This window comes from Photobacterium gaetbulicola (genome assembly GCF_003025515.1).
GTDB lineage: Bacteria > Pseudomonadota > Gammaproteobacteria > Enterobacterales > Vibrionaceae > Photobacterium > Photobacterium gaetbulicola.
In genome coordinates this window covers 275557-288777 of record NZ_PYME01000002.1, presented here as the reverse complement: position 1 = coordinate 288777, position 13221 = coordinate 275557, and the positions used below count along the sequence as shown (strand labels likewise).

General features: G+C 48.5%; 14 protein-coding genes. 8 read left to right on the top strand and 6 right to left on the bottom strand.

The genetic code is table 11. The features are described 5' to 3' along the window. Window positions 1–3 precede the first annotated feature (3 nt). The 8 genes from flgC to flgJ all read left to right on the top strand — a co-directional run bounded on the left by flgC (window position 4) and on the right by flgJ (window position 7297). Complete coding sequence (flgC, locus tag C9J03_RS02820; protein ID WP_039460684.1) at window positions 4–420, top strand: flagellar basal body rod protein FlgC; 417 nt, start codon at window positions 4–6, stop codon at window positions 418–420. A 17-nt stretch (window positions 421–437) separates the two neighbouring features. After that, on the top strand, window positions 438–1163 hold the full coding sequence (locus C9J03_RS02815) for a flagellar hook assembly protein FlgD (protein ID WP_039460685.1): 726 nt from the start codon (window positions 438–440) through the stop codon (window positions 1161–1163). Window positions 1164–1169: 6 nt separating this feature from the next. Next, the gene (gene flgE, locus C9J03_RS02810) at window positions 1170–2462 is read left to right on the top strand and encodes a flagellar hook protein FlgE (protein ID WP_044624010.1); all 1293 of its coding nucleotides are present in this window, start codon (window positions 1170–1172) and stop codon (window positions 2460–2462) included. A gap of 260 nt (window positions 2463–2722) precedes the next feature. Continuing rightward, window positions 2723–3475 carry a flagellar basal-body rod protein FlgF gene (gene flgF / locus C9J03_RS02805; RefSeq protein ID WP_044624009.1) on the top strand — a complete coding sequence of 251 codons (753 nt, stop codon included), beginning with the start codon at window positions 2723–2725 and terminating at the stop codon, window positions 3473–3475. A gap of 17 nt (window positions 3476–3492) precedes the next feature. Continuing rightward, the gene (gene flgG / locus C9J03_RS02800; protein ID WP_044624008.1) at window positions 3493–4281 is read left to right on the top strand and encodes a flagellar basal-body rod protein FlgG; all 789 of its coding nucleotides are present in this window, start codon (window positions 3493–3495) and stop codon (window positions 4279–4281) included. Window positions 4282–4294: 13 nt separating this feature from the next. Next, window positions 4295–5074, top strand: a complete 780-nt coding sequence (locus C9J03_RS02795) for a flagellar basal body L-ring protein FlgH (RefSeq protein ID WP_039460689.1) — start codon at window positions 4295–4297, stop codon at window positions 5072–5074. 42 nt (window positions 5075–5116) lie between these two features. Then, on the top strand, window positions 5117–6196 hold the full coding sequence (locus tag C9J03_RS02790) for a flagellar basal body P-ring protein FlgI (RefSeq protein WP_420812996.1): 1080 nt from the start codon (window positions 5117–5119) through the stop codon (window positions 6194–6196). 12 nt (window positions 6197–6208) lie between these two features. After that, the gene (flgJ, locus tag C9J03_RS02785; RefSeq protein WP_044624006.1) at window positions 6209–7297 is read left to right on the top strand and encodes a flagellar assembly peptidoglycan hydrolase FlgJ; all 1089 of its coding nucleotides are present in this window, start codon (window positions 6209–6211) and stop codon (window positions 7295–7297) included. Window positions 7298–7309: 12 nt separating this feature from the next. On the opposite strand, the gene C9J03_RS02780 is transcribed toward flgJ, so the two are convergent. From C9J03_RS02780 to C9J03_RS02755, 6 genes are all read right to left on the bottom strand, one after another. Next, complete coding sequence (locus tag C9J03_RS02780) at window positions 7310–7492, bottom strand: hypothetical protein (RefSeq protein ID WP_039460692.1); 183 nt, start codon at window positions 7490–7492, stop codon at window positions 7310–7312. Window positions 7493–7868: 376 nt separating this feature from the next. Next, window positions 7869–9002: a polysaccharide pyruvyl transferase family protein gene (locus C9J03_RS02775; RefSeq protein ID WP_082060663.1), complete on the bottom strand. Its 1134-nt coding sequence runs from the start codon at window positions 9000–9002 to the stop codon at window positions 7869–7871. Between the two features lie 23 nt (window positions 9003–9025). Further along, complete coding sequence (gene neuC, locus C9J03_RS02770; protein WP_044624004.1) at window positions 9026–10186, bottom strand: UDP-N-acetylglucosamine 2-epimerase; 1161 nt, start codon at window positions 10184–10186, stop codon at window positions 9026–9028. Beyond that, window positions 10183–11436, bottom strand: a complete 1254-nt coding sequence (locus C9J03_RS02765) for a cytidylyltransferase domain-containing protein (protein WP_044624003.1) — start codon at window positions 11434–11436, stop codon at window positions 10183–10185. The genes neuC and C9J03_RS02765 overlap by 4 nt, the downstream gene beginning before the upstream one ends. A gap of 5 nt (window positions 11437–11441) precedes the next feature. Further along, entirely contained in the window at window positions 11442–12482 is a 1041-nt protein-coding gene (gene neuB, locus C9J03_RS02760) for an N-acetylneuraminate synthase (RefSeq protein WP_044624002.1), read from the bottom strand. Continuing rightward, the gene (locus tag C9J03_RS02755) at window positions 12479–13111 is read right to left on the bottom strand and encodes a NeuD/PglB/VioB family sugar acetyltransferase (RefSeq protein WP_044624001.1); all 633 of its coding nucleotides are present in this window, start codon (window positions 13109–13111) and stop codon (window positions 12479–12481) included. Before C9J03_RS02755 ends, neuB begins: the two co-directional genes overlap by 4 nt. Window positions 13112–13221 lie beyond the last annotated feature (110 nt).

Sequence of the window (13221 nt, the reverse complement as noted above, 5' to 3'; positions counted from 1 at the left end):
TAAATGAGCTTGTTTAATATTTTCAACGTATCGGGTTCGGCGATGAGTGCTGAGTCGGTGCGCCTCAATACCACTTCCAGTAACCTTGCCAATGCCAACAGCGTCAGTAGCTCGGCTGAAGAGACCTACAAGGCCAGGCACCCGGTGTTTGCCGCCGAGCTGCAGAATGCCAGTTACAAGCGTAGCGAGAGTGTCCCGGTTCAGGTGAGAGGGATTGTCGAGAGCGAAAAGCCTTTGAGTGCGGAGTACAACCCGGATCACCCGATGGCCAACGCAGAAGGTTATATCTACAAGCCGAATGTCAATGTGATGGAAGAGATGGCCAACATGATTTCGGCATCGCGTTCATACCAGAACAATGTGCAGGTGGCAGATGCAAGCAAGCAGATGCTGATGAAAACATTGCAGATGGGCAAGTAAGGTAGGGAGTAACGGCAATGAGCAGTATCAACGGTGCGGGTTCTAACAACCTCTCTTACCTCGACCAGCTGAAGTCGATGCAAGAAAAGAAGGTTCAAGAAGAGCAGAAAACAACAGGCCAGAACCAGCTCAAGCAAGAGGATTTCCTCTCTTTGCTGACCAAGCAGTTATCGCAGCAGGACCCGTTCGAGCCGGTCGGTAACGACAAAATGATTGCCCAGATGGCCTCGTTTGCCACGGTCGATGGTATCAACCAGATGAACGAGCAGTTCGGCTTGCTCAACACCGCGATGACATCTAACCAGGCGCTGCAGGCTTCGACGTTGGTGGGACAGGATGTACTGGTGCCAAGTTCGACCGGTATGAAAGCCACCGAAGGCGGGCTGAGTGGTCGTGTCCGTCTGACTAACTCGCTCGATCAGGCCATGATGCGGGTCGAAACACCGCAGGGCGAACTGGTACGCACCATCAACTTAGGCGCCAAAGGGGCCGGTGATCACGATATCGAGTGGGACGGCAAGAACGAACAGGGCAAAATGATGCCGGAGGGGCAATATACACTTCGGGTATCGGGCCTGGTCGGCGGCGAAACACAGAACTACGACGTATTCACCCATGCCAACGTCAACAGCGTGGTGATGGGGCAGGGAGACGGCCAAGTATTGCTGAATCTGGCAGGTCTCGACAAACAATTCAATTTGGCTGATGTACTTCAGGTCGGAAAAGCACAAGCGAAAGGATAATCAACGATGAGCATGAATATTGCCCTGAGTGGCCTGGGTGCGGCCCAAAAAGATCTCAACACTACCAGTAACAACATTGCTAATGCCAATACCTACGGCTTCAAAGAGTCGCGTGCCGAGTTTGCTGATGTCTATTCGAACTCCATCTTCTCAAACTCGAAGACCACGACCGGTGGTGGTGTGCAAACGGCAACGGTGGCCCAGCAGTTCCACGAAGGCTCGAGCATTTATACCAATAATCCGCTGGATCTGCGTGTCTCGGGAACCGGTTTCTTTGCGGTCGCGCCTAACAAGGCCGAGCCGGCGAACAACAACCTGACCCGTAATGGTGCTTTCCACCTCAACAACAACAATGAGATTGTCAATTCCGACAATAATTACCTGCTTGGCTATGAAGTGAACCAAGAGACCAATACGGTCGCTTCCTACGAGCCCAAGCCGATGACGATCGATGATACGTTCGGCCAGCCGAACATGTCGAAGAACATGAATGTTGCGATGAACCTGCCGAGCGGCGAACAAGCGCCGAAGATCACACCGTTCGATTTCTCTGATCCGGATTCCTATAACAAATCGACTTCTTCGACGATTTATGACTCCTTGGGTAACCCGCTGAAAATGTCGGCCTATTACGTAAAAACGCCGATTGATAATACCTGGCAAGTGTATTACACGGTCAGTGATAGCGGCGGTGAAAAAGCCCTCGATATCGAGAATGGTGTTGATAACGGTGCCGGCCATTTGGGCCACAATCTACAGTTTGATGCCGGAGGCCAGCTGGTAACCAATCCGCCAAACTTCCAAACCGTTGATTTCCAGACGGCGGGTATTCAGCTTGGCGGCGCAGACGGTTCCCAGAACCTGATTTTCAACTACGATGAGCCGACCCAGTATGCGTCACCGTTTGAAATCCGCAAGCTGGAAGATGAAGACGGTGCAACCACAGGTTACCTGTCCAATGTCGATATTGACTCCGATGGTAACATCCTGGCCTCGTACTCTAACGGCAAGGACAAGGTGATTGGCCGTGTGGCCATGGCCCGTGTGGCCAATGAGCAAGGCCTGGCCCAGCTTGGCGGTACGTTGTGGAATGTGACCCAAGATTCGGGCGCAGCCGTGTGGGGCGATGCCTCGCAAGGCTCATTCGGCTCGATCAAGAACGGTACCCTGGAGCAGTCGAACATCGATATGACCCAGGAGCTGGTCGACCTGATCACCGCCCAGCGTAACTTCCAGGCCAGCTCGCGCGCCTTGGATGTGAACAACCAGCTGCAGCAGAACATCTTGCAAATCCGCTAATTGTTCAGTGCAAGACGACAAGCCCATAACCGCTGTTGTTATGGGCTCGCGTCGGTTTTTTGACACACGATGATTTCCCCTTGCTGTGATTTGTTTGTTTCTTGACCATGAACGTCAGTTAAGCGGCAACACTTTTCCTCTCTGCGCTTCCTAATCTCCCTTTTTTGCTTTTCATCTTTTAAAATCAGTCAATTAGCCGTGATTTCTCTGGTGGTATGCTTTTTGCATTGCTATTGCCTATCGATAGAGGGGACGGACAGATGGATCGCGCATTATTTCTTGCCATGAGTGGCGCCAAACAAGATATGTACGGCATGCAGGTTGCAGCCAACAACTTGGCCAACGTCAATACCACGGGTTTTCGCGCTGATCTGCAGCAGGCGAGAAGTATGCAGGCCTATGGCGAAGGGTTGCCGACCCGGGTTTTTGCCATGACCGAGCGTCCGGGCAACAACTTCGAGCAGGGCTCGGTCAAAATGACCGGTCGTGCCATGGATGTCGCTGTCGAAGGTAACGGTTGGCTGGCCGTGCAAGATGCATCCGGCCAAGAAGCCTACACCCGCGCCGGTCATTTGAAGATCGATGAAATGGGCATGCTGCAAAACAGTAATGGTCAGCTTATTTTGGGCGATGCCGATGCCCCGATCTTCGTGCCGCTCCCAATCAACAAAATTGAAATTCAGAAAGACGGCTCGGTCAGCATCTTGCCGCAGGGGGCGCCGCCGGAAGCGATGGTGATCATTAACCGGATCAAACTGGTTAACCCTGACAACAACGAGTTATACAAGGATGTCGATGGCCTGTTCAAGCCAACGACCCCCAACCCTCAGGGGCTTGAAGCCGACGCGGGGGTAACCTTGCTCAGCGGCGCTCTGGAAGGCAGCAACGTCAATGCCGTGGGTGAGATGGTCAGCATGATTGACCTTCAGCGCCACTTTGAAATGCAAGTCAAATTGATGAAAACCGCAGAAGACATGGACAAAGCGTCTTCATCATTAATGCGAATCGGATAATAGCGAGGAGTTAACCAATGCATCCAGCTCTTTGGGTTAGTAAGACTGGCCTTGATGCCCAGCAAACCAATATCTCAACGGTTTCCAATAACCTAGCTAACGCCTCGACGGTGGGTTTCAAGAAAAGCCGCCCGGTATTTGAAGACTTGTTCTACCAGAACATCAACCAGCCCGGCGGCCAGGCAACCCAGGATACCACCCTGCCATCAGGTTTGATGCTCGGGGCCGGCTCTAAAGTGGTCGCCACCCAGAAAGTGTTCACCCAGGGCAATACCCAAACTACGGATAATGCTCTCGATATGATGGTCGAGGGGGACGGTTTCTTCCAGGTCATGCTGCCTGACGGCAACATCGGCTATACCCGAAACGGCCAGTTTACGGTCAGTAACGAAGGCCAGATTGTAACGTCGGGTGCCGGTTATGTGCTGGAGCCTGAAATTGTGGTACCGGATAATGCCGTGGCCATTACCGTCGGTACCGACGGTGAGGTGTCCGCCCGTATTCGCGATCAGCAGGAAAACCAGGTACTGGGCCAGATCAACCTGACTAACTTCATCAATCCAGGCGGCTTGGAGCCAATTGGCCAGAACCTTTACCTGCCGACAGGCGCAAGCGGTGATCCGCAGGAAGGGATCCCAGGGCTTGATGGCTTTGGTAGCGTCCGCCAGTCGATGCTGGAAACCTCCAACGTGAATGTGACCGAAGAGCTGGTCAACATGATTGAGGCGCAGCGGGTTTACGAAATGAACTCCAAAGTGATTTCAACCGTTGACCAGATGCTGAGCTACGTTAACCAGCAGCTATAACAGGGAGTAGGGTATGGGTAAGTATTGGCCGGTGCTGAGGGTGACACTGTTGGTGGCGATTATCTCGGGTTGTGCGCAGGATTTTGATACCGGCTCTGATCTCGATAGCGCCGTCAGTGATGTCGATGCGGTTGAAGGTTCGACCGAGCAAAGCGATGGCATCATCGGTCTGGTCCGGACGCGGGAAGATGCGGTTCAGGGCGATCCGAACTGGTCTTCGGTCCGTCCGCCGGAAAAACCGGAACATTACGCAACCTCAACCGGCTCACTGTTTAGCAGTAGCAACTCAATGGGGCTGTATAACGATTCCCGTCCGGCCGGCCTTGGCGATATTGTCACTGTGCTGCTGGAAGAAAATACCCAGGCCAGAAAAAGTGCCAGTTCGGATTTGGGCAAATCGACCGATATGAACATGCAGCCAATCATGCTGGGTGGCCGTCCGGTCAATCTCGGCAACTATGATCTGTCGTATGCCCTGACCAACGACAACAAATTCTCCGGCAGTCTGTCGTCGGATCAAAGCAACAGCTTCTCCGGCTCGATCTCGGTGGAAGTGATCGAAGTGCTGCCTAATGGCAATTTGCTGGTACGCGGCGAGAAGTGGCTGACCCTCAACAGCGGTGATGAATACATCCGGGTGAGCGGGACGATCCGCCCTGATGATATCGACTCCGAGAACTCGATCCCGTCGACGCGGATTTCCAATGCGCGTATCCAGTATTCGGCGACCGGCGATCGTCAGGACACCCAAACCCCAAGCTGGTTTGCCCGATTCTTCAATGCGGCGATGTAAATCATGAAAAAGTTTTTTCAATCAGTGCTATTTAGCTTGTTGATGCTATCGGTATTGCCAGTCGTTTCACCGCAGGCGTACGCTGCCCGCATTAAAGATGTGGCGGCTGTGGCGGGGGTCAGGGATAACCAGCTGGTCGGCTACGGCTTGGTGGTTGGTCTGCCAGGGACGGGCGAGTCGTCATCGGCGTACTATACCGAGCAAAGCTTTCGCGCCATGTTGAATAATTTTGGCATTAACATTCCGGAAGGCGAGCGCTTCCGGACCCGAAATGTGGCCGCGGTAGCGGTGCATGCGACCTTGCCGCCTTTCTCCAAGCAGGGCCAGCAGATCGATGTCACTGTCTCTTCGGTCGGCTCGGCAAAGAGCCTGCGTGGCGGTACCTTGCTGCAAACCTTCCTCAAAGGCTTGGACGGCAATATTTACGCAGTGGCCCAGGGCAGCTTAGTGGTCGGTGGCTTTACCGCTGATGGCGCTGATGGCTCGAGAATTGTCAGCAATACCCCAACCGTAGGTACTATTCCTTCCGGGGCGATTGTCGAACAGGAAGTGCCAAACCCGTTTGGTCGTGGCGACTTCCTGACCTTCAACCTGTTCGAACCGGATTTTTCCACCGCGCAGAATATGGTGGATGCGATTAACAACTTTCTGGGCCCCGATGTGGCCTCGGCGATGGATGCGGCATCGGTTAGGGTTCGTGCGCCGCGTGATGTCAGTCAGCGTGTGGCTTTCCTATCGACCATTGAAAATGTCGAGTTCGAGACGGCGGATTCCGGCGCACAGATTATCGTTAACTCGCGTACCGGCACCATAGTGATCGGTCAGCATGTTCGCTTGAAGCCGGCGGCGATCACCCATGGTGGGATGACGGTTTCGATTAAGGAAAACCTATCGGCTAGTCAACCGAATGCCTTTGGCGGTGGCCAAACGGTAGTGGTGCCGGATAGCGAAATTACCGTGACTGAAGAAGACTCGCGGATGTTTTTGTTCGAGCCGGGCGTGACGCTGGATGATTTGGTCCGTGCGGTGAATCAGGTTGGTGCTGCTCCTTCAGATCTGATGGCGATTTTGCAAGCCTTGAAGCAAGCAGGTGCCATTGAAGGCCAGCTGATCGTCATCTAACGGGAGAACAAGATGAAAAGTCCGACTGATACCAGCTTTGTTCTTGATATCTCAAGCCTCGATCGCCTACGTGCAGGGGTGAAAACGGGAAAAGAGGGAGAGCAGGCCAGCCTGCGAGCCGCAGCCGAGCAGTTTGAGGCCATCTTTACCCAGATGATATTCAAATCGATGCGTGAGGCCAACGCTGCGTTCGAGTCGGACTTGATGAGCAGCCGCAACGCCAAATTTTTCGAGCAGATGCATGATGAGCAGATGGCCAGCGAACTCAGTCGTAGCAATTCTTTGGGCTTGGCCGATATGATTGTCCAGCAGCTCGGCGCCCACCAAGAGGACAGTACTGTTCAGCAGAGTGAGGGTACGTTGGCCAAAGAGCCGCGCTTTGTTGAGCTAGACAGGGGCGGCAAGTTCCTGCCTTTCGAGCGGCAAGACGTCAGTGCGGATAACCGCTCGGGTGAAAACAGCCCAAGCCTGTCGTTGCCTGCCAGCAATGCGCCTGCCCAGTCTGCGATGAGTGAAGAGGAAATCATCCAGATAGCCAACAAGGCGAGCGCCCAGCGAACCGCGGCCAATGGTGCCTCCGGTCCGAATACGCCTGGTCTGGTTCAACCATCACCGCAGCCACAACGTTTTGATACGCCACAAGCCTTTGTTTCCCATATGGCCCCCTATGCGCGCCGCACTGCCGGTGTCTTGGGTGTTGATCCTGCGGTTCTGATAGCCCAGGCTGCCTTGGAAACGGGGTGGGGGAAAAAAGTGATCAGCAATGCGGCCGGTAACAGCAACAACTTATTTAATATCAAGGCTGATCCGAGTTGGAAAGGTGACAAAGTGGCGACGCAAACCTTGGAATATCACCAGGGGATTGCCGTCCAAGAGCGCGCGGCGTTTCGTTCTTATGATTCTTTTGACGCCAGCTTCAATGACTACGCCCAGTTTTTGCAGCAGAACCCTAGATATTCAGTGGCTCTGGAAAATACCCAAGATCCGAAAGCGTTTATCAATGAGATCCACAAGGCTGGTTATGCAACCGATCCGAGGTACAGCGAGAAGGTCATGCGGGTATTCGAGCAGGTGAGTGATTTGATGGAGCAAGAACAGTAATAGAAAAATGGTTTAAACAAACACATCCACAATTGAAGAGATAATCTTCAGCGTATCCTCACTCTCAGACAGCGCCGACTTAATTTCGTTGGTCTCTACTTTTTCCTGGTTTCCTTCACGAATATTATCGAGCACCACAGGTGCAATGATTTCCTTGATGGCATAACCCAGCAGTGTTGCAATACCAATATTCATACGTTTTGCCTATGAATTGTACGTGTCAATTTATATTAATTATATATACAAGTTATACTGTTTATCTAGTGTAAATCTAAATTAATTATAAATGTTAGATCTGGTTATCAAAGATTTTACAAAGTGTTGATGCGGAGAGAGGAGCTTGGGAAAAAATAAAAATTCAGGTAAATAAATATAAATTGACTCTATCCGTTTATTATGCCTTAAATTGATTTTATTATGTTGAATAGTAGTCAACAAAATGACAGTTTGATGGTGGTGCTGGGTGTGGAGCTGAAAAAGTGACGGGATGTTGTCATTAAAGAAGAAACTTGTAACATGAGTTTCCATGTAAACATGTCACAAGCTATCTTCTTCAGATTAACCTTGAGGTTTATATGTTTTTATCTTTTCGTTTGATAGATGAAAAGTAATGACTGTAAAATTCGAGAGTTTGGGCCCGAAGATTCTCTAAAGTTTGGCTGTCAATAGATGGGGCACGGTCAATGAGCGAAAGTACTCTATCTTTAAAACCTGGTTCGATTGGTATATAAGCTTCGGGTGTTGATAGCTGGCTGTGAATGAACTCAATTCGTTTCAGGGGTGAAAGGCCAATGGTTGTACAGTTAGTACTCATTGAGCATACATTTGCATGGTAACGGGAGCCAATAACACATTTGCTGTTATGGTATATCGAAAATAAGTAGTCAGTAGCAATATCCCCCTGAAAGTAAGGAGCCATGACTATGTCACTCCGTTTATAGCGATCTGGAATATTACTGAAGAGTTCGGCAATCGCTTCCACGTCACTATGTATATGAGGGATCAAGACGACTTTGCATTTTTTTGAGTCAATTATTTCAGTGACGAGTTGGCTTAGTTCATCAAGATAGGCTGATTTGTCACTAAGCTTCCTACCCTCATTGTACATTTCAAGCTGATCATTGGTGATATTGAGAGCAACATACTCACCAGTTATTGGCAGGGCATTATTTAATTTAGGTTGATAAAAGAATCCATGGTCAAGGATCTGGCTAATCTTGGAAAGATAATGATCCCCAAAATTTTTCTTAATGACGTCTATTGAACCGTCATTTCTAAGGGCAATTTGAATGTTAGGTGCTGTTATCACATAATCTAAGAAGGCTTTGAATTTAGCTTCATTGCCTTCAGGGACTTTTCGGTGGGGATGGCAACCAATACTCGTTATGAGAATCGGAACATTGATTTGCTCTAGCACCTTGTCACTGATATTAAGTGTCGTACCATTTACGCTATTCTCTACCCAGAAATCAAGAAAGCCTCCTCCGCCGATGAGTACACAGTCGTACTGATTACACTTCTGGGCAAAGTTCGAATCGAAACGTAGTTTGTCTGCTTGATTATAGTTGTTGTATGACTTTCTTATTTCTAATCGTTCAATTTCCGCATTGATATTTAACTTTTTCAATATGGATAAAAAACCTAAGTGACTTGCATTGTCACCGATGTTTCCTTCGAATGCTGCAATATGTAATATTTTCATCATTGAGCCTGTAGAGAATAGACTTGTCAAGACGGGTTTAAGTCGTAGAAATCTTTATATTTGATTGGTTCACTTGATAAGAAGCATTTGATTTTTTCGAGGGCTGCCTCTAGTACATTATCCTGGAAATAGGGGTTAGTGCTTATTGCGAGTAAGTTTTGGAATGTCTCTGACTGAGAGAGAACGACAGCCTGGTAAATATCCTTTTCCTCGCATCGGCAATCAATGACAGTATCACCTTTCACTCGCCCTTTTTGGCGGTCGCCAATATTGATTGTCGGTACAAGTAATGATGGTACTTCAATAAGTCCGGAAGAAGAATTACCAACAAGTCCTTGAGAGTATTTGATCAAAGACAGATACTCTTCGGGAGAGATGGAGGTCATGAATCTAAACTGATTGTGATGACAAAAAAGACGAATTTTCTCCGTAATTTCATTTGAACCCGTATCAGAGTTCGAACCAATAAAAATGAAATCATATTGGTCTTTAAGTTGGTATAGCGCAGAAAGCAGCTCTTCGATCTGCCGGCTCAGGGGAAAGTCATTGAGTGTTTCTGGATGAAAAACAACCATGAAATAGGGTTTATCAAGAGACCCGAACTTGGTGCTCAAGGCAGATTTAGTTGGCAATGGCAACGATAGGCTATTTTCGGCCCCCAGGGCACCAATATTGAAAACCGATGCTGGATTTTCGCCAAGCTGGATGATCCTTTTGCGATATGTCTCGGTAGAAGCGAGATGGAGTTTGCTCATTTTCGTTATCGCATGTCGAATAAACTCGTCATAGTTACCCAGGGTTTTTTCACCACCATGTAGGTGAATGATCGGGAGGTTATGCATAGCAGCGGCAATAGCGACAGGCAAGATTTCATACCTGTCACCAAGTAGCATCACGGCATCATACGGGTGATCATGAAAGTACTGGCCAAACTGGGTTTGGCACAGAGACATCGATGCCAATATTGCAGCGTTATTTGTCGTATCAATATCGATAGGGATACGTTTATGCAGGCAAAATCCGTCACTTTCAATCTGTTTGTAGGTCAAGCCATACTTTTCTTCACAATGCATTCCCGTTGCGACAATGGATAAATCGACGTCTTCATCATGCATGAGCGCTGATAAAAGGCGCTTCATTATGCCATATTCAGCTCGGGAGCCAGTTACATACAGTAATTTTTTCATTGTAGATATTCAGCCACTTCAAGTTCTAATTGCTGGTAAGCAACAGGTGAAAAATGTAACCCGTCGGTGGTAAATTCAGCGGGTAAATTGCCAAATTCATCATAAAAACGGTCACTCAACTGAATCCATTGCGCATCTTGGATATGTACTTTCAACATGGTATTGAGCTGTTGAATAACAGCATTGCTACGATCCATTCTTCCTCTCACGGGAGGAACAGAGATAACATAGATTCTTGACGTAGGGGTGATTGCTCTTATTTTTTGTATTGTCTCTTTAATCCACTTCAGCGTATCTAAGGGAGCCCACCCCTCAACAACAATGTCATTGGTTCCTGCAAAAATGACAGTGTGCTTTCCAAGTGTGTCAAGTAAATCGTTATCAAAGATAAAGTCCAAATATTGTTTGGTATTGATCCCGGCGATACCCAAGTTATTGACTGGCATTGCTGAAATCGTTTTGATATCCCAATAGTCAAACAGGGAATGCCCTAACAAGGTAATGGGCGATTGAGGCATAGGACGTGAAAATTTGTCATCAATACGTTGCTGGATAGCATGCAGTAGCTGTTTTTCTTTATTCTTTTTGCTCTGTATCGCAATGGCCAGTTCAAAGTCTAATTGGTCATCAATATCGATGGAGTCGGCTTTAGACATGATATAGGCAATACTGTCTTTACCAAAAAAGTGTTTTTTCTCAAGATACTGATGGCAATTGGCGATAAAGATTGCCCCATTAGGGGAGTACTCGCATCGGGTCTGGCGGCGATATTGACTGAAATCCTCATCAAAATATTTTAGGCTCAGATCATCATCTATCGGTTTGATAAGTGCCGAGCATTTATCACTTTTTGCCACGGAGGCCAGGAAGTTCGCGTCTGGGTGGGCATCGAACAGGCTAATGGCTTGCTTGATGTGTTCAGATGTTCTAAATGGGGAGGTTGGCTGAAGTAGCGCAAAATGGCTATAGCCAGACACCTTTTCAAGGACATCGGCAATAACCATAAAAGAGGTCGCAGTATCTGAAGCGAGCGCCTTATCCCGAATGATAACCTCTGCCCCATAGTGCTCAGCGATGGATTTATATTCGAGCGAGTCTGTTGATACGATGATGCGATCAAACTCGCCCGATTGACTGGCAGCTTCAATGGTGTAAGCCAGTACAGGTTTGTCCAATAGCATGAGAATGTTTTTATTGGGCAGCCCCTTTGAGCCTGAGCGTGCAGGGATAATGGCAATTTTATTAGACATAATACTCAAACTTCTTGTGCACTAAAGCCTGTATGCGTAATTAACTGATCTTCAGAAAAATCTTGCTCTGCCTGTTTGCCGAGTAAGTCGTACCAAGCCATCGGGCTAATGCCATTTCCAGGGCGCTTGGTCGTGATATTATCTAGCGTAAAATGCTCGCCCTTTTGAATGGTTTTTTTTGCAACGATAGACTTTCTCGCCACAATTTTGTTCTTACGCTCAGACGGGGTTACGGTTTTCTCCCGGCTGCCCAGAGATGTTTCGACAGCTCGGATCCCCTCACACAGCAGGCGAAGCTCATCGGGGGTGACCGACGCTTTGTGATCCGGCCCTTCGAAGCTTTTATCTAGCGTGAAGTGCTTTTCAATCATCGAAATCCCAAAGGGTACCGATGCAATACCGGCAAAATAGCCTGGTGAGTGATCGGAGAAGCCAACTTGATACTCACTGAATGTTTCTTTCAGGCCTGCAATGCAATTTAAATTGACATCCTCAAAGGGAGTTGGGTATTCGGTATTACAATGCAGGATGGTGATGTCGCCTGGCGACATACCGTTTTGGTTTAGTACGCTAAGTGCCAGGGAAATTTCTTCAAGTGTCGCCATACCGGTAGAGAGGATAATTTTTTTACCAGCAATGGGGAGGCGCGCAATTTTCTCGAGATAAGGCAGATTTAGGAGCTCCCCTGATGGGATCTTCCAGGTTTTCTGCTGGCGTGAAGCGAGAAAGTCAATCGAGTCCATATCAAAAGGGGTCGAAAACACATCCAGCCCAAGTGATTTGGCATAGTGTTCCAATTTGATGAACTCATCATAGGGTAGCTCCAGCTTGCGCGTCATCTCCAACTGTGTCTCGTCATTCCCCGTCTGCACTATCTGGTATTCGGCTTTAGGCGCAATTTTTGAAATGAGTTGTTCTGCCTTGAAGGTCTGGAACTTCACGGCATCGACACCGGCCTTTTTTGCCTCGTCAACCATTTGTTTTGCTAGTTTAAAATCACCATTATGGTTGCAGCCAATTTCGGCAACAATGTATATCGGATTCATGTTGTGATTTCTCTTATTAGACGTGTTGGTGAGCCGGCGACGACTATATTATCGCCAATGTTGCGGATAACAACAGAGCCGGAGCCAATAATGCTGTTGGCGCCAATCGTTATTTGGCCATTGACGACCGTACAGCTGCCGACGAATGTTCGGCTGCCGACAGTGACATCACCATTAAGCACGACATTCGTTGTAATATTCGAGCAGCACTGAATATTATTGCCATGTTCGATGAGGGAGCGGGTATTGACCACCACGCCGTCGGCGAGCCTGGTACCGCTGTTGATAATACACATTTTCCCAATATAAATACCGTTACCCAGCTTGACGTCTTTGGCGAGCATTGCGGTGGGGTCGATGATATTGATTTGTTCAAGCCCACTCTCTTGTAACTGCATGTAAAACTGATGGCGGACGATCGGATCACCAACACCGATAAAATAGACATAATCTTGGGGAGAGGCGAGGTCATCGAGGTGATTGGCGATAATATCAAAACCAATATGCTGTCCCTGTTTGAAAGTATCGATAAAACCAACAAGGTTGTAGCTTTGATGATCGAGACTATCGACTATCGATTTGGCAAACCCACCTGCGCCAATAATGATTAATTGTTTTTTTTGAGTCATCGTGCTGCACTCTATGTCATCGTTTGCCGCTGCTACAGCTAACGCGCTGTAGCAGTCGATTAGCATTTATACGGTTGCACTTTCTGCGTATGTGTACTCAGGGCTTGTGG

What these genes read in the sequence shown, in the direction of transcription:
- flgC (WP_039460684.1), top strand. Translation starts at nt 4, where the DNA reads ATGAGCTTGTTTAATATTTTCAACGTATCGGGTTCGGCGATGAGTGCT.
- C9J03_RS02815 (WP_039460685.1), top strand. Translation starts at nt 438, where the DNA reads ATGAGCAGTATCAACGGTGCGGGTTCTAACAACCTCTCTTACCTCGAC.
- flgE (WP_044624010.1), top strand. Translation starts at nt 1,170, where the DNA reads ATGAGCATGAATATTGCCCTGAGTGGCCTGGGTGCGGCCCAAAAAGAT.
- flgF (WP_044624009.1), top strand. Translation starts at nt 2,723, where the DNA reads ATGGATCGCGCATTATTTCTTGCCATGAGTGGCGCCAAACAAGATATG.
- flgG (WP_044624008.1), top strand. Translation starts at nt 3,493, where the DNA reads ATGCATCCAGCTCTTTGGGTTAGTAAGACTGGCCTTGATGCCCAGCAA.
- C9J03_RS02795 (WP_039460689.1), top strand. Translation starts at nt 4,295, where the DNA reads ATGGGTAAGTATTGGCCGGTGCTGAGGGTGACACTGTTGGTGGCGATT.
- C9J03_RS02790 (WP_420812996.1), top strand. Translation starts at nt 5,117, where the DNA reads ATGCTATCGGTATTGCCAGTCGTTTCACCGCAGGCGTACGCTGCCCGC.
- flgJ (WP_044624006.1), top strand. Translation starts at nt 6,209, where the DNA reads ATGAAAAGTCCGACTGATACCAGCTTTGTTCTTGATATCTCAAGCCTC.
- C9J03_RS02780 (WP_039460692.1), bottom strand. Translation starts at nt 7,492, where the DNA reads ATGAATATTGGTATTGCAACACTGCTGGGTTATGCCATCAAGGAAATC.
- C9J03_RS02775 (WP_082060663.1), bottom strand. Translation starts at nt 9,002, where the DNA reads ATGATGAAAATATTACATATTGCAGCATTCGAAGGAAACATCGGTGAC.
- neuC (WP_044624004.1), bottom strand. Translation starts at nt 10,186, where the DNA reads ATGAAAAAATTACTGTATGTAACTGGCTCCCGAGCTGAATATGGCATA.
- C9J03_RS02765 (WP_044624003.1), bottom strand. Translation starts at nt 11,436, where the DNA reads ATGTCTAATAAAATTGCCATTATCCCTGCACGCTCAGGCTCAAAGGGG.
- neuB (WP_044624002.1), bottom strand. Translation starts at nt 12,482, where the DNA reads ATGAATCCGATATACATTGTTGCCGAAATTGGCTGCAACCATAATGGT.
- C9J03_RS02755 (WP_044624001.1), bottom strand. Translation starts at nt 13,111, where the DNA reads ATGACTCAAAAAAAACAATTAATCATTATTGGCGCAGGTGGGTTTGCC.